At 66.9% G+C, this 19,867-nt stretch carries 12 protein-coding genes; 9 read left to right on the forward strand and 3 right to left on the reverse strand.

Annotated elements, in window-relative coordinates; genetic code table 11:
- Positions 1-204: 204 nt before the first annotated feature.
- Positions 205-1,374 carry an efflux RND transporter periplasmic adaptor subunit gene (locus tag SPHPHY_RS0104860; protein WP_022685577.1) on the reverse strand — a complete coding sequence of 390 codons (1,170 nt, stop codon included), beginning with the start codon at positions 1,372-1,374 and terminating at the stop codon, positions 205-207.
- The gene (locus tag SPHPHY_RS0104865) at positions 1,367-4,570 is read right to left on the reverse strand and encodes an efflux RND transporter permease subunit (protein WP_022685578.1); all 3,204 of its coding nucleotides are present in this window, start codon (positions 4,568-4,570) and stop codon (positions 1,367-1,369) included. Before SPHPHY_RS0104865 ends, SPHPHY_RS0104860 begins: the two co-directional genes overlap by 8 nt.
- A 186-nt stretch (positions 4,571-4,756) precedes the next feature.
- On the opposite strand from SPHPHY_RS0104865, the gene SPHPHY_RS0104870 reads away from it, so the two are divergent.
- Positions 4,757-5,647 carry a LysR substrate-binding domain-containing protein gene (locus SPHPHY_RS0104870; RefSeq protein ID WP_022685579.1) on the forward strand — a complete coding sequence of 297 codons (891 nt, stop codon included), beginning with the start codon at positions 4,757-4,759 and terminating at the stop codon, positions 5,645-5,647.
- A gap of 412 nt (positions 5,648-6,059) precedes the next feature.
- Here the strand turns inward: SPHPHY_RS0104870 and SPHPHY_RS0104875 are convergent, their stop codons facing one another.
- Positions 6,060-7,157, reverse strand: coding sequence for a LacI family DNA-binding transcriptional regulator (locus SPHPHY_RS0104875; protein ID WP_022685580.1), 1,098 nt, complete (start codon positions 7,155-7,157; stop codon positions 6,060-6,062).
- Between the two features lie 113 nt (positions 7,158-7,270).
- On the opposite strand from SPHPHY_RS0104875, the gene SPHPHY_RS0104880 reads away from it, so the two are divergent.
- From SPHPHY_RS0104880 to SPHPHY_RS0104915, 8 genes are all read left to right on the forward strand, one after another.
- Positions 7,271-8,512: an MFS transporter gene (locus tag SPHPHY_RS0104880; RefSeq protein WP_028056495.1), complete on the forward strand. Its 1,242-nt coding sequence runs from the start codon at positions 7,271-7,273 to the stop codon at positions 8,510-8,512.
- Positions 8,509-10,116, forward strand: a complete 1,608-nt coding sequence (locus tag SPHPHY_RS0104885) for a glycoside hydrolase family 43 protein (protein ID WP_022685582.1) — start codon at positions 8,509-8,511, stop codon at positions 10,114-10,116. The genes SPHPHY_RS0104880 and SPHPHY_RS0104885 overlap by 4 nt, the downstream gene beginning before the upstream one ends.
- A gap of 145 nt (positions 10,117-10,261) precedes the next feature.
- Positions 10,262-11,461, forward strand: a complete 1,200-nt coding sequence (locus SPHPHY_RS0104890) for an alpha/beta hydrolase-fold protein (protein ID WP_051148272.1) — start codon at positions 10,262-10,264, stop codon at positions 11,459-11,461.
- Positions 11,462-11,917: 456 nt separating this feature from the next.
- Complete coding sequence (locus SPHPHY_RS0104895; RefSeq protein WP_051148379.1) at positions 11,918-14,938, forward strand: TonB-dependent receptor domain-containing protein; 3,021 nt, start codon at positions 11,918-11,920, stop codon at positions 14,936-14,938.
- A 165-nt stretch (positions 14,939-15,103) separates the two neighbouring features.
- On the forward strand, positions 15,104-15,772 hold the full coding sequence (locus SPHPHY_RS19360; protein ID WP_231370354.1) for a GntR family transcriptional regulator: 669 nt from the start codon (positions 15,104-15,106) through the stop codon (positions 15,770-15,772).
- Between the two features lie 97 nt (positions 15,773-15,869).
- Complete coding sequence (locus tag SPHPHY_RS0104905) at positions 15,870-17,264, forward strand: amidohydrolase family protein (RefSeq protein WP_231370355.1); 1,395 nt, start codon at positions 15,870-15,872, stop codon at positions 17,262-17,264.
- A complete protein-coding gene (locus SPHPHY_RS0104910) occupies positions 17,261-18,589 on the forward strand; it encodes an MFS transporter (protein ID WP_051148380.1) in 1,329 nt (442 codons plus the stop codon). Before SPHPHY_RS0104905 ends, SPHPHY_RS0104910 begins: the two co-directional genes overlap by 4 nt.
- 17 nt (positions 18,590-18,606) lie before the next feature.
- Positions 18,607-19,851 carry an iron-containing alcohol dehydrogenase gene (locus tag SPHPHY_RS0104915; RefSeq protein WP_022685588.1) on the forward strand — a complete coding sequence of 415 codons (1,245 nt, stop codon included), beginning with the start codon at positions 18,607-18,609 and terminating at the stop codon, positions 19,849-19,851.
- The last annotated feature ends 16 nt before the right edge of the window (positions 19,852-19,867 follow it).

Genomic DNA, 19,867 nt, shown 5'->3' on the forward strand with positions numbered 1-19,867 from the left:
CGCCGAACCGGGTCGCCGGGCCGCTCCGAGGTGGTGGGAGATCAAGCGAACGGGTCGGGGTGTCGCCGCGCGTCTCTCCCGCGCCGCGCTCCTCGCCCCGCAAGCTGGTGCCATGCTGGGCCGACGGCGCGCCGCACCCAACGCGCGATCGCCGGCACTGCGCGACCTGCCGCATCCTTTGTCGTGCGGCGCCCGCGCGACCGGTCACTGCTTCACCGCCGTCTTCTGCACCTGAACCGCGTCGCCCTCGGCAAGCGAGTCGGGCGGGTTGTCGATGACGCGATCGGCAGCGCTCACGCCGGCGCTCACCTCTACCATGTTGCCGTTGTCCTGCCCGATGCGGATCGTGTGCAGGTGCGCCTTGCCGTCGTTGCCGACCACCGCCACCTGCGTCCCCTTCTCGCCGACGATCAGCGCGCTTGCCGGCAGCGCCATCGCGCCGCTGGCGCCCGCCACCGGGAAGCTCGCCTGCGCGTACGCGCCGGGCTTGAGCGCGCGGTCGGGGTTCGGCGCCTCGACCTGGACCAGCACCGTGCCCGACGATGGCTCCACCGCGCCCGCCGTGCGGGTCAGCGTGGCGTCGAAGGCGCGGCCGGGATATTCGGGGAGTGTCAGCGTCACGTGCATGCCGGGATGGATCTGCGCCGAGTAATTCTGCGGCACGCGGATATAGGCGCGCATCCGCCGTACGTCGGACACGGTGAACAGCGGCGTCGAAGCGGCGGTGCCGGCCGTGACGAGCGCGCCGATATCGGTCGAGCGGCTGGTGACGATGCCGCCGAATGGTGCGACCAGCCGCGTGAAGCCCTGCGTGTAGGTCAGCCGCGAGACGTTGGCGCGCGCGGCGTTGGTCACCGCGGTCTTGGCGGCTAGGTCGCCGACCTTCTCGTCCGTCTCCTGCTTCGACACCGCGTCCTTGGCCAGCATGTTGCGCCAGCGCGTCGCGGTGGAGGCGGCCAGTTGCTGGTTGGCGCGCGCGGTCTCCAGGTCGGCGCGCGCGGCGACCAGTTGCTGATCGATCTCTGGCGCGTCGAGCACCGCCAGCGTCTGGCCGGCACGCACGGGGTCGCCGATGTCGACATACCATTTCCGTACGTACCCGCTGGTCCGCGCGAAGATCGGCGCGCTGTTGAACGCCTGCAGGTTGGCCGGCAGCGTCAGCGCACCCGTCGCTGCGGCGGGCGTCGCCTTGATTACCGCCACCGTCGGGGTGGACTGCGCCGCGGTCCGCTCGGCCAGTCGGCTCTCGGTGCGCGAGCGGGTGGCGATCCCCGCGCCCACCACGCCGACCGCGATCACCGCAGCTGCGAGGCCGGCGGTGCGCAGCGCGCGCGACGGCGCTGCGCGGGACGTTTCGGTCGACGCCTCAGACATGGACTTCCTCCAGTTGAGTGGCCTCGCGCGGCGGCGCGGTCGTGCCGCGGCGACGGTGGACGAGGCTGAAGATGACGGGGACGAACAACAGGGTGGCGAAGGTGGCGACCAGCAAGCCGCCGATCACCGCGCGGCCGAGCGGCGCGTTCTGCTCGCCGCCTTCGCCCAGTCCGAGCGCCATCGGCAGCATGCCGATGATCATCGCCAGCGCGGTCATCAGCACCGGGCGGAAGCGGGTGAGCCCCGCCTCCAGTGCGGCGGCGGTGGCGTCGCCGAGCTCGGCGAGCCGCTCGCGCGCGAAGCTCACCACCAGGATCGCGTTGGCGGTGGCCACGCCCATGCACATGATCGCGCCGGTGAGCGCGGGCACCGACAGCGTCGTGCCGGTGATGAACAGTATCCAGATGATACCGGCCAGCGCGCCGGGCAGCGCGGTGACGATCACGAACGGATCGAGCCAGCTCTGAAAGTTCACGACGATCAGCAGGTAGATCAGCACGATCGCGCCGAGCAGCCCGTAACCCAGCCCCGAGAAGGCGTTGTTCATCGTGGCATATTGTCCGCGCAGCGTGACGGTTGCGCCCTTGGGGGCCTCGGCCTTCAACTCGTCGAGCACCTGGCGGATGTCGCTCGCCACCGCTCCCAGGTCGCGCCCCGCCGGGGTGGCGAAGATGTCGATCACAGGCGCGATGTTGTAGTGCGACACGACCGCCGGCGCGTTGGTGCGGACGATCGTGCCAAGCCCGCCCAGCACCTGCGAGCGCCCGTCGCTGCCGGTCACCGGAATGCTCGACAGGTCGCTCATCGAGCCGATGCGATATTCGGGTGCCTGTGCGACCACCGGGTACGACACGCCGTTCTCCGGGTTGAGGAAGAACACCGGCGCGGTCTGTGCCGTGCCGGCCAGCGAGCTCGCCAGGCTGGTGGTCACGTCGCGCTCGGTAAGCCCGTACTGGCCGATGCGGCTGCGATCGATCGCGACGTTGAGTTGCGGATAGCGGGCCGATTGCTGGATACGCGCGTCGGCCAGCCCCGGAATGCGCGTGATCCGGCGCATGATCTTCTGCGCATAGGCGGCGTTCGCGGACGCGTCCTTGCCGGTGACCTGGATGTCGATAGGGGCGGGCGCGCCGAAGTTGAGGATCTGGCTGGTGATATCCGCCGGCAGGAAGGAGAAGGTCGAACCGGGGAAGTCGCGCGGCAGCTGCTCGCGCAGCTGGCGGACGTATTCCTCGGTCGGGCGATGGCCTTCGGACAGCTGGATCAGCACGTCGCCGTCTTGCGGGCCGACCGTCCCGGAGTTGTTGTAGGTGGTGTTGATCGAGCTGACCGGCAGCCCGATGTTGTCGACCACCGAAACCAGCTCGTCCGCCGGGATGATCTGGCGGATGCGGCGCTGGATGCGGTCGAACTCGGCAGAGGTTTCCTCGATCCGGCTGCCGACTGGCGCGCGAACGTGCATCGCGATCTGCCCCGCGTCGACCGAGGGGAAGAAATTCTGCCCCAGGAATGGCACCAGCCCGAACGACAGCAGCACGACCGCGAGGAAGCCGATCACGAACCCTTTCGGCGCGGCGAGCACGCGCTCGAGCAGCCCGCCATAGCCGGCGCGGATCCGCTCGAACCGAACCTCGAACCCGCGCTGGAACCGCACCAGCGGGTTGCGCGAGCCGGGCGCCCCGGCGCTGTGCTCGTCATGGTCGCCGCTCGCACCGTGCGGCTTGAGCAGATACATCGCCATCGTCGGGACAAGCGTGCGCGACAGGACGAACGAGGCGATCATCGCGAACACCACCGCGAGCGCGAGCGGCACGAAGAGAAAACCCGCGACGCCTGGCAGAAAGAACATCGGCACGAACACGATACAGATGCACAGCAGCGACACGAAAGCCGGCGTCACGATCTGCGCCGCGCCGTCCAGGATCGCGCGGTGCACCGGCTTGCCCTGTTCCAGGTGCCAGTTGATGTTCTCGATCGTCACCGTCGCGTCGTCGACCAGAATGCCGACCGCCAGGCTCAGTCCGCCCAGCGTCATCGTGTTGAGCGTGTTGCCTGTTACCGCCAGCCCGATGATCGCCGAGAGAATGGCGAGCGGGATCGAGATCGCGATGATGACGGTGGAGCGCCACGAACCGAGGAAAAGCAGGATCATCAGGCTGGTCAACGCCGCCGCGATCGCGCCCTCCTTCACCACGCCTTCCACCGCCGCGCGGACGAACAGCGACTGGTCGCCGATCGGTACGATCTTGAGCGTCTTCGGCAGCGTCTCCTGGATCTTGGGCAGCGCGTCCTTGATTCCCTGCACGATCGCCAGCGTCGAGGTGGCGCCGTTCTTGAGCACGGTCATGATCACCGATCGCGCGCCATCGACGTGAACGACGTTGGTCTGCGGCGCCGAGCCGTCGCGGACGTGCGCGACGTCGCGCATGTAGATCGTCGCGCCGCCCACGACCTTGACCGGGATGCTGTTGAGCTCCTCGATCGAACCCGGCGCGTTATTCAGCCGGACGCTGTACTGGAAGCCGCCGATCTTCGCGAAACCCGCCGGATTGATCTGGTTCTGCGCCGCGATCGCGTTGCCGACGTCCTGCGCCGACAAGCCCTTGGACTGGAGCGCGTCCGGATCGAGGTCGATCTGGATCTGGCGCTGCCGCCCGCCCGACGGGTAAGGGATCGCCGCACCCGGCACAGTCACCAGCCCGGGACGGACCTGATTGCTGGCAAGATCAAACATCTGCCCTTCGGACAGCCCTTTGCCCGACAGCGCGAGCTGGACGATCGGTACTGTCGAGGCGCTGTAGTTGAGCACCAGCGGCGGGGTGATCCCGGGCGGCAGTTGCTTGAGCACGGTCTGCGACACCGAGGTGACCTGCGCGGTGGCGGTGCGGATGTCCGCACCCGGCTGGAAATAGATCTTCACCACGCCGATGCCGGGCAGCGACTGGCTTTCGATATGGTCGATGTCGTTGACCGTGGTCGTCAGCACGCGTTCGAACGGCGTGATGATCCGACCCGACATTTCGTCGGGCGACAGGCCGGCATATTGCCAGGCGGTAGCGATGACCGGCACCTTGATGTCGGGAAAGATGTCGACCGGGGTGCGGATCGCCGCGAGCACGCCGACCACCGCGATCAGGATTGCCATGACGATGAATGTCAGCGGTCGCGCCAGCGCTATCCGTACGATGCCGATCATGGGCACAGCTTTCGTTAGTGGCGACCTCCCCGGTGAGCGACGTCGCCCGCCCGCCCGGCACGAGCAGCGACCGACGACCAGGAAGGACGACGGCGCATGGAGCGGCCGTAAACGCGGCCTTCTGCCCTGATTGCCGCTTTGTCTAATATTGTTTCCATGTCGATTGAGACGTAAAGGCTATCGATCATGGAGTTACGCCAATTCCGCTATTTCGTTCAGGTCGCCGAAGACCTGCATTTCGGACGGGCGGCGGCACGGCTCGGCATCTCGCAACCACCGCTTAGTCAGCAGATTCGTCAGCTCGAGGACGGACTTGGCGTACGGCTGCTCGATCGCACCAGTCGCCGTGTTGCCCTGACGCAGGCGGGTTCGGCATTCCTCGACGCGGCGCGGCGCACGCTGGCGGAGGCGGACAACGCGGCGCTCGTCGCCCGTCGCGCCGGGCGCGGCGAATTGGGTGAGCTGCACGTTGGGTTCAATGCCTCGGCGCCCTTCATCCCGCAGGTCGCCGCCGCGATCAACGCGTTCCGATTACGTTACCCCGAGGTGAAGCTCGCGCTGTCGGAGGTCGCGGGGGCGGCGCAGGTTGGAGCGATCCTCGCTGACGCGCTCGACATCGGCTTCCTGCGCAGCGCCGCGCCGCCCGCCCTGCCGCCCGATCTCGCCGCGACGCGCATCCTGGGCGAGCGGCTGGTAGTCGCCACCCATCCCGACCATCCGCTTGCCGGGCGTCCGGACCTGCGGCTGGCGGACGCAGCCGCGTACCCGCTCGTGGTCTACGCCAGCGATCGCAGCGGCGGCTTCACCGAGGAGTTGTTCGCGCTCATGCGCGCCGGCGGTGTCGAGCCGAGTGTCGCACAGGCCGTGCGCGAGGTATCGACGCTGCTCGGGCTCGTCGCGGCGGGGGTAGGCATCACGGTCGTGGCGCAGTCGCTGTGTGCGCTCCAGTCGACCGGACTCGTTTACACGCCGCTGGCAGATTCAGGTGCCGTAAGCGCCGTATGGCTGGTGCACGCGACCGCTTGCTCGCGGATCGCGACCAACTTCGTGGAGATCGTGCAGGCTGGATCGCGGTAAGCGGAAGCGCGGGGGCGACCGGCTGTGGTGACGGCGGCGAAATGGCTTCGGGGAGCAGATGACGGCGCTTGCAGGGAAGGCGGTAGAACGTCGGTCGGTCCTGGAGCCGGCGGCGTGAGGAGCTGCGTCACGGCGGCCGCGTTGTTCACCAACGCAACGCCCGCTGGTGTCTCGATCAGCCGGAGATCACCTGCGACGGCGTCGACATCTGGTCACACGCAGAACCTTCCGACAGGGCTCCTTCGGGCGTCGACCGTGAACCCGGAGGTCGCGGCGCCTTGCAGAACACCTGGTCGTCTCGACAACTGGCGGCGTACCCGGCCCATCGGCCTGCTCGCAAGCCTGTGGTGAGGTAATCAGGTGGAAGCGGCGACATCGGCAGGGCGCCGCCGACACAAACCATCGACTTGGGCTAATTCTCGCGCACCCGCGGTGCTGCCGCGGATTCGCGTTCCACAAGCGTGTGCTCCAACATCCGTGTGATGCAGCGAGCGCCCTTGCCCTGGGCGGCGCGCATTTCATCGATCAGGAGCCGGAGCGCTTCGCCGGCCAGTTCCTGCACGGGTTGCCGGATGGTCGTCAGTGGTGGCCAAAGCGTCGTCGCGGCGATGCTGTCGTCGATGCCGGCGACGCTGAGGTCGCGCGGCACGTCGAGGTGCCGCCGATGCGCGACCGAGACCACCGCCGCCGCCATGTCGTCATTGCTCGCGAGGATCGCGGTGGGGGGCGCCGGATCGTCCAGCAATCGTTCTCCGGCAACGAGCCCTGAGGCGTAGCTGAAATCACCCTGCGCGATGCAGGTTTCGACACCCGCCTCGTGCGCCGCAGCGGTAAAGCCCGCGAGCCGCTCGGCACTGGCGCTTTGGTCGGGGTTGCCGACGATGAAGCCGAGGCGGCGGTGGCCGAGCGCAATCAGGTGACGCGTCATGTCATGCGCCGCGCGGCGGTCATCGATCCCCACCGATATCGCATCCGACACCCGCCCGGCCACCACCGCCAGCGGCAATCCGGCCGCGCGCAGGATCTGCCGTACCTCAGCCGACTCGCCCAGCGGCGGCGTAAGGATCACGCCGCCGATTCCCGAACTGATCAGCTGCTCGATCTCGGCATGTGTCGGCACGCCGCCCTGTTTGCCTTTTAGCAGGATCAGCTGCGCCGCGCGCGCCGACGCTTCCTCGAACACGCCGGCGAGGAACCCGCTCATGAAGGCGGCGCTGGGGTTGGCGTAGATCACGCCGATCCGCAGTTCCCGTGAGGTGACCAGGCTTCGTGCTGAGAGATTCGGGGTGTAGTTGAGCGTCCGGATCGTCGCATTGACGAGCTCGCGTGTCTCGTCACGGACGCCCGGGTCACCGTTGATGACGCGCGACACCGTCATCGGCGACACACCGGCCTGTTTGGCAACGTCGATGATCGTCACCCCGCGGCGACGTCCTTTCGGCTGGGGCACAATCATCCCATCGTTGCGCCGCCGACCATCGCCGGCGCCTTTGAGCGGACCGGTCTGCATCGCGGCAAGACGCCCCGTCAATGTCGGATCGTGTGCTGGAATGCGCAGAGGCGCTTGTCATCGACGGCATCGCGCGGGTACGACGGTCTGGTAACGTTACCGTGGGAGGCGGGATGGCGCGATTTCCATATGTGCGCTGGACGATCATTGCGCTGTTCGTCGGCGCGATGGTCATCAATTATCTGGCACGCAGCGTGCTGGGCGTTGCCGCTCCCGCGATCATGGCGGAGCAGGCGATTTCGTCCGAGCAATATTCCTGGATCACCGGCGCGTTCCAGCTTGGGATCATGTTCCAGCCGGTCGCGGGTTATCTGCTCGACGTGATCGGCCTGAAGATCGGCTTCACGTTGTTCGTCGCAATATGGTCGCTGATTACGATAGGGCATGGGCTTGCGAGCGGCTGGATGGGGTTTGCGGGTCTCCGCGGTGCGCTCGGACTCGTCGAAGGTTCTGCGCAGCCAGCCGGCATGAAGGTGGTGGCGGAGTGGTTTCCGGCGCGCGAACGCGGCGTGGCGGGCGGCATCTACCAGATCGGTGCGTCGTTCGGCGCGGTGTTCGCGCCGCCGTTGGTCGCGTGGGCGATCCTCTACGACAGCTGGCGCGTGGCCTTCTTCGTGGCGGGTGGGCTGGGGATCGCGTGGGTGCTCGCGTGGCTGCTGTGGTATGCGCCACCCGCACGGCACCGCTCGATCTCGTCCGAAGAACGGCAGCTGATCGCGGACGGGCAGGAGGTCGCACTGGCGAGCCGTCGCGGTCGCCCGCCGCTCGGCGAGTTGCTCCGCCGCCGTAATCTGTGGACGATTGCGGGTGCGCGCTTCCTCGCCGATCCGGTGTGGGGCATGCTGTCGCTGTGGATGCCGCTGTACCTCGTGCAGGTGCGGCATTTCGACCTGAAGCAGATCGCGCTATTCGCGTGGCTGCCGTTCCTCGCCGCCGATCTCGGCTGCCTGTTCGGCCCGGCGGTGGTGGCATGGTTGCAACGCCGCGGAATCGGACTGATCGACGCGCGACGGTGGGCATTCACGCTCGGCGCGGTGCTGATGACGGGGATGATCTTCGTCGGCACCGTGACCAGTCCGGTCGCCGCGGTCGCGCTGCTGTGCCTCGGCGGCTTCGCGCACCAGACATTGTCGGTGACGGTGATCACGATGGTCTCCGACCTTTTCCCGCAGGATCAGGTCGCGACCGCGACCGGCGTGTCGGGCACCGCCGCCAATCTGGGCGTCCTGATCTTCACGCTGGTGCTGGGATCGCTGGTCGACCAGGTCGGTTACCAGCCCTTCTTCATCTTGCTCGGCCTGCTCGATCTGGCGGGCGCCGCGCTGCTCTGGACGAACATCCGAAAGCCGTCATGACCATTCGCAATCCCATCCTGCGCGGGTTCAACCCGGACCCGTCGATCGTGCGCGTCGGGAACGATTATTACCTCGCCACCTCCACGTTCGAGTGGTTTCCCGGCGTGCAGATCCATCACTCGCGCGATCTGAGCGACTGGCAACTCGCGGCGCGGCCGCTGCGTCGGCCAAGCCAGATCGATCTGCGCGGCGACCCCGATTCCTGCGGCGTGTGGGCGGCGGATCTCAGCCATGCCGACGGGCGCTTCCACCTCGTCTACACCGACGTGAAGCGTTACGGTCGAACCACGGTCGACGGCGCGGTGGGCGTGTCGCTGCGCGACTTCCATAACTATTGGGTCTGGTGCGATCGCATCGACGGCGAATGGTCCGATCCCGTTCACCTGAACAGCAGCGGCTTCGACCCGGCGCTGTTCCACGACGATGACGGGCGAAGCTGGTTGCTCAACATGTTGTGGGACCATCGACCGGGGCGGCCGCGCTTCGCCGGCATCGTCGCGCAGGAACTGGATATTGCCGCCAAGCGCCTGATCGGCGAGCGCCGCGTCATCTTCAGAGGCACCGCGCTCGGCTTCACCGAGGGGCCGCACCTCTACAAGCGCGACGGCTGGTATCACCTGCTGGTCGCAGAGGGCGGAACGGACCGTAATCACGCCGTCGTTATGGCGCGATCCCGCGACCTGTTCGGCCCTTATGAAGTGCATCCCGACGGGCCGGTGCTCACGGCGCGAGGGCGTCCGGATGCCCCGTTGCAGCGCGCCGGACACGGCGACCTCGTCGAGGCAAGCGATGGAACGACGTGGCTGTTCCATCTCTGCGGGCGGCCGCTGCCCACCAGCGACCGCTGCGTGCTGGGCCGCGAAACCGCCATCCAGCCGGTCCGATGGGGAGACGACGGCTGGCTGCGCACATTGGACGGAACGGCGGCGCCGATGCTTGACGTACCGCATGGCCTTAAGGCGCCGCCGTCCACGCCAATGCGCAGCCTTGCGGATTTCACCGGCCCCGAGCTGCCGTCCGCGTTCCAATGGCTGCGGACGCCCTATCCGGACGATATCTTTAGCTTGTCGGCGCGACCGGGCTGGCTTCGGCTGCACGGTCGCGAGACGATCGGCAGCCATTTCACGCAAGCACTTGTCGCGCGGCGACAGCAGGCGTTCCGATACAGCGCGGAGACGCTGATGGATTACCGCCCCGATACCTTCCAGCAGGCGGCGGGACTGGTCTGTTATTACAACGCGACCAAATTCCATTATCTTCACGTCGCTGGAGACGACGAGGGTGGCCGAACGCTCCAGGTGCTGTCGGCGCTGCCGATCGGTGACGGCGCGAGCGCGACCACCGAGCAGGTTCCGATCGGCGAAGGGCTGGTCGCCTTGCGGGTCGAGGTGGATCACGAGGTGCTGCGGTTCGGGTACCGTGTGGGCGATGCAATCGGGTGGACATGGCTGGACACTATCTTCGCCGCAGACCTGCTGTCGGACGAAGCCACGATCGCGGGCCTGCCCAATTTCACGGGGACCTTCGTCGGGATGGCTTGTCAGGACGTGTCAGGTGCCGGGAAAGCCGCTGACTTCAGCTATTTTCATTATGAGGAGGCATAGTGTCCCGTCGCGCGGGTGCGTGCCGTGGCTGACATCTAATGCACGCGAACATGGCGGGTTGCGACCTGCTTTCAATGCTGTAAAACATATCAGATAGGATTCGCCGACCCGGCAACAGGGATCGGGAGCCAGGAGAGAGGGGCCGATGAGACTTGCTCTAGTCACCGCAATGGCGTGTTCATTGGCGGCACCGCCTGCCTTCGCGCAGGTCGCCACACCGGGAGCCGCGCCCGCTGCTGCGGCGCCGGTCGTGGAGGATTTCAAACCGTCATCGCTGAACCAGCCGGGCCAGTCGTTTCCGCAGGTGAACTCGCAAGGCTATGTCCGCTTTCGCGTGCTCGCCCCCGAAGCGAAGAGCGTGCGGGTGAGCCTCGGGCTGGGCGGCCGCGGCGGTACCGTGCTGAACAAGGGCACCGATAGCGCGTGGACGGCCACTTCGGAAGGGCCGCTCGACGAAGGCTTCCATTACTATCATCTCACGGTCGATGGCGGGACTTTCAACGATCCCGGCACGCTCAACTTCTATGGTTCGACCCGTTGGGAAAGCGGGATCGAGATCCCGGCCCGCGATGCAGACTTCTACGCGGTGAAGGATGTGCCGCATGGCCGCGTCGAACAGGTGCTGTTCGCGTCGCCGAGTACGGGTTCGCATCGCCGCGCCTTCGTCTACACGCCGCCGGGCTATGACGCGACGGGCGGCACACGGTATCCGGTGCTTTATCTTCAGCATGGCTGGGGCGAGGACGAGACCGCGTGGTCGAACCAGGGCCATGCCAATCTGATCATGGACAATCTCATCGCGGCGCGGAAGGCGCGCCCGTTCATCATCGTCATGACTTATGGGATGACGAACGATGTGCGTCCCGGCAGCCCGGGCGGGCTCGCCAGCTTCGATATCACGCCGTTCCGTACCGTGCTGGTCGACGAACTCATCCCGTATGTGGACAGGCATTTCCGCACGCTTGCGGACCAGCGGCATCGTGGCATGGCCGGGTTGTCGATGGGCGGGTTCGAAACCAAGCTGATCGCGCCCAAGAATCTGGATACCTTCGGCTACATCGGCCTGTTGAGCGGCGGCACCATGTCGCCGCAAGATGTCGCGGAAGTGCCGGGGTACAAGGACAAGGTGCGGCTGACCTTCGTCAGCTATGGCGGTCGCGAGTTGGAGAACGGACAGACGCGCGGGTCGCCGGCCCGGCCGAGTACCGATCCCGCGGCCAACGCCGCGGCGCTTAAACGCGCCGGACTCAACAGCGTCTTCTACGTGTCGCCCGGAACCGGGCACGAATTCCAGTCATGGCGGCGAAGCCTGCGGGAAATGGCCCCGCTGCTTTTCCGCGATTGATCCCGAGCGCGGCCGCCACGCTGTAGTGTGGTGGCGGATCGCTTGTTCGTTTGAGCGCGCCGGTTTCGACTTGAGAGGGCGCGGGCAGCGGGAAGCCTAAGAATTCCCACGGCAAAGAGTTGACACCCGAGTGCTTAAGTATAGATTCGAATGGTAACGTTACCTTGGCGCCGGTAAGAGCGAATCGGAGTGATTTTGTTGCAAACGGGAGGGAGAAAGGCTGCGCCTGAAAGGTGCGGTGACGGATGGTCGTGAAAAAGTTGGCCGCCGTGATGCGTATCGGCTGCGAAGATTGGTGCGATATCCAGGTGTGATGTTTTGGTGCCTGAGGCTGGATTTGTCGTGACGGTGTGACGAACTGGCCGAGCCGAACAACAACGTTCGGCGAGATTTCGGCGAGGCGGCAAACGCTCGCCCGCGAAGAAGTGACAAAAACAACGGAGCTAGGGGATGATGATGAAAGCGTTGATCGAGGGGCGTCGCGCCCGCATGCGGACCGGCGTCGCCGTGATCGCACTGATCGCCGCCGGTGGCGCGCCATCGCTGGCACAGGCGCAATCAGCGCCGGCAGGGCAAGAAGCCGGCGCCGCGACGACACCGCCGGAGGTTCCCGCGCAGCTTCAAACCACCGCCGGCTCGACCGCGCGACCCGACCAGGCGAGCCCGGCAGCGGATGAAGGCGGTGCGCAGGACGTCATCGTCACCGGCTCGCGCATCACGACCGGCGGCTTCACGGCACCGACCCCGACGACGGTGATCGATGCCGGCGCGATCGCCGCCAACGCACAACCCAACGTCTTCACGACCATTTCGCAGCTGCCGTCGCTGCAGGGATCGACGGGTACGAGCGTCAACACCTTCAGCACCTCCAGCGGGGCACAGGGGCTCAGTTCGTTCTCGCTGCGCGGTGTCGGCGCGATCCGCACGCTGACGCTGATTGACGGCCAGCGCGTCGTCGGCGCGAACGTGACCGGCGTTCCCGATGTCAGCCAGTTCCCGCAATTGCTGATCAAGCGGGTCGACGTGGTAAATGGTGGCGCGTCCGCCTCCTACGGCTCGGACGCGGTCGGCGGCGTGGTGAACTTCATCACCGACACCCGCTTCAAAGGCGTGAAGGGCAACATCCAGGGCGGCATCACCGATTACGGCGATAACGAACAGGTACTCGTCCAGCTTGCTGCGGGCACAAGCCTGCTGGAAGACCGGCTTCATATCGTCGGCAGCACGGAATACGCGCGCGACGAAGGCGTCGGCGGCGGAGAGTTCGGCATCGGGCTGGCCGGCGGCCGCGACTGGTTCAAGCAGACCACGTTGGTCAATCGCAACGTCACCAACGACGGATCGCCGCAATATGTGCTGCGTGATCTGGCGCAGTCGATCACGTTCTCGAAGTACGGCCTTATCACCGCAGGCCCATTGCAGGGCATCGCCTTCGATCGTGCGGGAGCCCCGTTCCAGTTCCAGTACGGCTCGAACGGCGTTCCGTCGCGGCAGTCGTCGGGGGCGGTGATTGGATGTTTTGCCGGTTTCTGCCAGGGCGGCGACTTGTCGGGCAACGTCGATGCGGGGCGTTCGCTGCTGTCGGGGCTCGAGCGGCTCAACAGTTATGGTCGGATCGGCTTTGATTTCGCGCCGAATAACGAGATCTACTTCACCTCCAACATCGCGCAGGTGAAGTCCAACAACCAGCCGGTCGGCGGCCAGAACCGCCCGGCGCTGACGATCCAGTGCGCCAATCCGTTCGTTCCGGCACAGATAAAGTCGGCATGCGCGACCGCCGGTATCACGCAATTCCAGTTTGGCACCAGTAATGCCGCGCTCGGTAACACGCAGGTGCACACCGACCGCCGCCAGTACCGCTTCGTGGTGGGCGCCAAAGGCCGGCAGCCGGTGCTCGGATCGGACTGGAGCTACGACATCTACGTCGAGCACGGCACCAACCGGACCAAGATCGACGTCGACAACATCCTGCTCTCCAACCGCTTCAACCAGGCGATCAACGCGACGACGATCGACGGTGCGATCGTCTGCGCCAACCCGGTCGCCCGCGCGGCCGGTTGCCAACCGCTCAACGTGTTCGGCGACAGCCCGTCGCAGCAGTCGCTGGACTATGTCATGCCGGCGAACGGCCCGCGCCAGCGCACCCGCCAGACGCAGGACGTCGCCAGCCTCAACTTCTCCGGATCGCCGTTCAGTTCGTGGGCCGGCCCGGTGTCGGTGGCGTTCGGCGGCGAATTCCGTCACGAATATTACCGCGTGACCGCCGATCCGTATGGCGCCGGCATCGAAAATTCCTCGTACAACGACATCTATCCGTTCGATCCCGTCCAGCTGCCGGCGGGCAACAACTGGTATGCCGGCAATTACAAGAACGGCAGCGGCGCCTACAGCGTCAAGGAAGCGTTCGTGGAACTCGACGTGCCGCTGCTCAACGGCGACTCGGTGGGCCGCGCGAGCGTCAACGGCGCCGCGCGCGTCACCGACTACAGCACGTCGGGCACGGTATGGGCGTGGAAGGTCGGCGGCACCTGGGACCTGCCGATCGACGGACTTCGCCTGCGCGGCGTGACGTCGCGCGACGTGCGTGCGCCCAACCTGTCCGAGCTGTTCGCCGCGCCGGTGACGACGACGCAGCCGAACTTCTTCGATCCGTTCCGCAACGTGAACGTGCTGGCGATCCAAAACACGATCGGCAACCCGGCGCTCACCCCCGAAATCGCGCGCAACACCACCGCCGGGATCGCCTTCTCGGGATCGAGCCTGCTTCCGGGGCTGAGCCTGTCGTTCGATTACTACAAGCTCAAGATCACCGACGTCATCTCCAGCCTCGGCGCGGGCGACATCGTCGACCTGTGTTTCCGCGGCGTGCTGCCGGAGACGTGCAGCGCGTTCAACCTGAACAACCCGGCCGGCCCGAATTTCATCAACGTGCAGGCGTTCAACCTGGCGTCGATCGATACGTCCGGGTTCGACATCGAGGCAAGCTACCGCTGGCAGCGTCCGCTCGGCCTGCCGGGTCGCCTGACCGTGCGCGCACTGGCGACGCATATCAGCAAGTTCGTCACCGACACCGGGCTGAACGGGACCATCCCCAACGACACCGCCGGCGTGAACACCGGCAACACGCCCGACTGGAAGTGGCTTGCGGTGCAGACGTACGAGGGGGATAATTTCTCGCTGCTGCTGCAGGAGCGCTGGTTCAGCGACGGCGTGCTGGGCAACCAGTATGTGCGCTGCGATCCGGGCACGTGCCCGGTGTCGACCAACCAGCACCCGACGATCGACCAGAACTTCATGCCCGGCGCCTTCTACATGGATGTCGGCGGGACCTACGACCTGAGCGAGGCGGCCACCGCCTATTTCAAGGTCGACAACCTCTTCAACCGCGACCCGGCGAAGTCGCCGTTCTTCGTCAATCCGGCGTTGTACGACGTGCTGGGCCGCACCTATCGCCTGGGGGTGCGCTTCAGCTTCTGAGCCCGGTGAGGGGCCTGCGCATCTGGTCGGCGCAGGCCCCCGACCGCGGCATCTTACGTCGGTCGTACAAACCATATATGATCGGGTCGCTACTTTCTCACAGACCGGCGACCCGACTTGCGGCATTTCGACACCAAGGCTCATCTTCCCGCCACTTCGCGCGCCGTGCGATCCGCCCCCGGGCCGACCATGGTCGAGCGGGCCTATGACCATCTGCTCGACATGCTGATGAGCCTGAAGATCGCGCCCGGTGAGCGGATCGCGATCGACACGGTGGCGCGTCAGCTCGGCATCTCGCAGACGCCGGTGCGCGAGGCGATGAGCCAGCTCGAGGCGGAGAAGCTGGTCTACAAGATGCCGAACGTCGGCTACCGCGCCAGTCCGCAGATGAGCCGCGACGAAGTGCGCGACCTCTACACGCTACGACAGCTGATCGAGCCATATGCCGCAGCGCGCGCCGCCGAAGCCATGACCGACACGGCGATCGCGGCGCTTCGCGCGATCGACTGCGACATGTCGGGCGTAGCGGACGGTGATACGCGCGCCTATTCGCGCTTCGCCGAGGCCGACGCCGCGCTCCACCGCTTGATCGCGACCGGGAGCGGCAACCGGCTGATCGCCGAAACCGTCGAACGCCTCCATGCGCACCTGCATATCTTCCGCGCGCTCTACGCGACCAACGCCCCGCACGAGGCCGCGCGCGAGCACCGCGCGATCATCGATGCGCTGGTGGCGCACGATGCCGGTGCCGCGGAGCGGGCAGTTCGTCACCACCTCGAATGTTCGCAGCAACGCATGGATGACGTGCTTGCGAGGAGCGCAGCAAGCAACTGACATCGTTTGCCGTTTATTGCGCATCTTGCTTGACAGGCGCAGCCGCAGGACCATAGTCAGATCATATAGGATATGACTTGGAGAGGAAGCGATGCGGGTGACTCGCCCAGATCGCGTGCGGGCGATCATTCGTGCCGGCGTTGCGGCGGCGGCCATGTGCTTCGGCCTGCCGGTGGCGGCCGAGACGGTGGTGCTCGATCACGTGACCTTGTTCGACGGCACCGGCAGCGCCCCGCAGCGCGATCAGGCGCTGGTGATGACCGACGGGCGCATCACCTGGGTCGGACCGGCGAAGCGGCGACCGGCCACGCAGGGCGCGTCGGTCGAGGATCTTCGCGGGAAGTTCCTGATGCCCGGCCTGATCGACAGCCATGTTCATCTGGGGCTGGTCAACGGGGTCGATCAGAGCTTCACCAAATATTACGACCGCGCGAACATCGACGCGCAGCTGCGACTGTACGCCGCCTATGGCGTCACGTCGGTCTACACGCTCGGCACCGACGGTGACCTGATCCATCAGGTGATCGCGGACCAGCGCCGCGCCGGGCGGATCGACATGGCGCGTGCCTATACTGCCGGGCGCGGCGTCGTCTTCAAGGACAGCTACGGCGGGGTGCCGGGGCTGGACCAGTCGGTGAGCACGCCGGCCGAGGCGACCGCGATGGTGCGGCGCGAAACCGCCAAGGGCGACGATTTCGTCAAGCTCTGGATGGACGACGAGTTCGGGACGGTCGCCAAGCGGATGCCGTATCCGGTCAGCCGCGAAGTGATCGCCGCCGCCCATGCCGCCGGCAAGCCGGCCGCGGCGCACATCTTCTACTACGACAACGCCGCCGAACTGACCCGACAGGGTGTCGACGTGTTCATGCATCAGGTGCGTGACCGGGTCGCCGATCCGGCGCTGATCGGGGCGATGAAGGCGAGCGGCGCCTGGCAACTCGCGTCGACGCTGAGCCGGGAGGCAAGCTTCACCTACACGCTGCTGCCGTTCGTCGACGACCCCTTCTTCTCGCGCGGCGTCGCGCCGTCGACGATCGCCACGCTGAAGAGCGCGGAGCGGCGGCAGAAGCTGGCGGCTTCGCCGCTGTTCGCGAAATATCCGCCGGTGCTGCGCAACGCGATGGCGAGCCTTGCGGCCGAGGTGAAGGGCGGCGTGCGCTACGGCATGGGCACGGACAGCGGACCCACCGCGCGCTTCCCCGGCTATTTCGCGCATTGGGAGCTTGAGCTGATGGTCAAGGCCGGCCTCACGCCGCTTCAGGCGTTGACGGCAGCGACGGGCACCAACGCGAGTTTCCTGTCCGCCAACGAAAGCGGCGTGCTGCGCCCCGGCAAATGGGCCGACCTGCTGGTGCTCGACCGCGATCCGACGCGCGACATCCGCAACACGCGCGCGATCCGCGCCGTCTATGTCGGTGGCCGCAAGGTGCCGACGATCTGGCAGACCTGCGTCGGCCGCGCCGCGCAGGCGTGTGGTGCGGGGCGTCCGTGAGCGCCACGCGCGCGCTGCGCGAGCCGGTGGCGGCCGCGGCCGCGGCTGAGGGCGCCGTGCGGCCCACGCGGGTACGCCATGCCGTCTTGTGGCTGACCGTGCTGGCATATCTGATCACGTATATGGACCGGGTGGTGATCGCGACCGCGGCGCCGTCGATCCAGAAGGAATATGGCTTCTCGCTCGTCACGATGGGCTGGATCTTCGCGGCGTTCCAGTTCGCCTATGCGCTGTTCCAGATTCCCGGCGGCTGGCTTGGCGACCGCTTCGGCCCGCGTCGGGCGCTGACCGGCGTCGTCATCTGGTGGTCGACGTTCACCGCCGCAACGGCGCTGACCTGGTCGGCGGGCTCGATGATGGTGTGCCGCTTCCTTTTCGGCCTTGGTGAGGCGGGCGCTTTTCCGATCGCCACCCGCTCGCTGTCGCGATGGATGCTGCCTGCCGAGCGTGGATGGGCGCAGGGTCTCACCCATGCCGGTGCGCGGCTGGGCGGTGCGGTGACCCCGGTGTTCGTGGCGCTGCTGATCGTCGATTTCGGATGGCGCATGCCGTTCCTGCTGTTCGCCGGAGCCGGGCTCGCCTGGGCATTGCTGTGGTTCGTCTATTATCGCGACACGCCGCGCGAGCATCGCGGCGTCAATGCAGAGGAGCGCGCGCTGATCGAAGGCGCGCTTGGCGCCGGACCGGCCCGTGCCAAGGTGCCGTGGCGCCGGCTGCTCGCGCAGCCGCAGCTGTGGACGCTGTCGGCGATGTATTTCTGCTACGCCTATTGCATCAACATCTTCCTGACGTGGTTCCCGAAGTACCTGCACGACGCGCGCGGCTACGATCTTGCGGTCATGGGCCTGTTCGCGAGCCTGCCGTTGATGGCCGGCGTGGTCGGCGACCTGGCGGGCGGCTGGACATCGGACCTGCTGATCAAGCGCGGTGCCGGGCTGAAGCTGGGCCGGCGGATCGTCGCGGTCGTCGGCTTCGTCATCGCGGCCGTCATGATCCCGCTCGCGGCCGCGATCGACGCACCGATCCCGAGCATCGTCTGTTTCTGCGTCGCGCTGTTCGGTCTCGAACTGACGGTGGGCGTCTCGTGGGCAGTGACGCTCGACATCGGCGGCGAGTTCGCCGGCTCGGTGTCGGCGGTGATGAACACGCTCGGAAATCTCGGTGCGGCGATCGCCGCGGCGGTGACGGGCTATATCGTGACGATGGGCGGCTGGTTCCCGGCCTTCCTCGTCCTGGCGGTGCTCTGCGCCGTCGCGGCGCTGCTCTTCCTGCGGATCGACGCCTCTCGGCAGCTGACCACCGCCGACGAGATCGTGGCTGCATGACTTCCGGAGATACACGCATGACGTCCGACCCTACCGCTTCCGCCCTGTTCGGCGCCGCACGCCTGCCGCGCAGCATCCTGTTCGGACGCGGTCAGCGTGCCGCGCTCGGTTCGGCGAGCGCGCGGCTCGGCCGCCGCGCACTGATCTGCACCGACGAGCGGCAGGCGGCACAGCCCGAATTCGCCGCGATGCTCGCCGATCTGGCGGCGCACGACGTGGCGACGCGCGTGTTCGACGGGACCGTTCCCGACCTGCCGTTGCGTTCCATCGATGCGTGCGTGGCCGCCGTGTCCGGCTTCGATGCCGATGTGGTGATCGGGATCGGCGGCGGCAGCTCGCTCGACCTCGCGAAGGTCGCGGCGGTCCTGCTGACGCACGGCGGCAGCGTCCGCGATTACTACGGCGAGTTCGCGGTGCCCGGTCCGGTCATGCCGCTGGTCGCGGTGCCGACCACGTCCGGCACCGGCTCGGAGGCGACGCCGGTCGCCGTCGTCGCCGACGAGGAGCGCGGCGCCAAGGTCGGCATCGCCAGCCCGCACCTGATCGCGCAGGTAGCGATCTGTGACCCGGAACTGACCGTCACCTGCCCGCCGGCGCTCACCGCCTTTTCGGGCGCGGACGCGCTGACCCACGCGATCGAGGCGTATACGACGCTGGCGCGACCGATCGATGCGATGCTGACCGAGCAGCACGTCTTCGTCGGCAAGAACGTGCTTTCCGACCATTTCGCCACGCTCGCGGTGACCAACGTGTTCCGTTACCTGGAGCGCGCCGTGGTCGACGGAAGCGACATGGAAGCGCGCGAAGGCGTGATGCTCGCTTCCCTGGCGGCGGGGTGTGCGTTCGGTACGGCCGGCACCGCGGCGGCGCATGCGCTGCAATATCCGGTCGGCAACCTCACCCACACCGCGCACGGGCAGGGCGTCGCCACGCTGCTGCCGTACGTCATGCAGTTCAACCGCCCGGCGTGCGTCGACGGCTTCGCCGAGCTGGCGGACCTGGTCGGGATCGCCGGTGCGACACCCGCCGCACGCGCGCAGGCGTTCATCGAGGCGGTGGCGGCATTGTTCGAGCGGATCGGCATCCCCTTGTCGCTGGCGGCACTGGGGCTGCGCGCCGACCAGCAGGATCATGTCGCGGAATATTCGCTGAACGCCGCGAGGCTGATCAAGAACAACCCGCGGCCGCTCGACCTTGCCGCGATGCAGACCATCACGCGCGCCGCCTTCGCCGGCGACCGCGCGACGCTTCTCAACGCCTGATTCATGAGACTTGCCC

The organism is Sphingomonas phyllosphaerae 5.2, from assembly GCF_000419605.1.
GTDB lineage: Bacteria > Pseudomonadota > Alphaproteobacteria > Sphingomonadales > Sphingomonadaceae > Sphingomonas > Sphingomonas phyllosphaerae_B.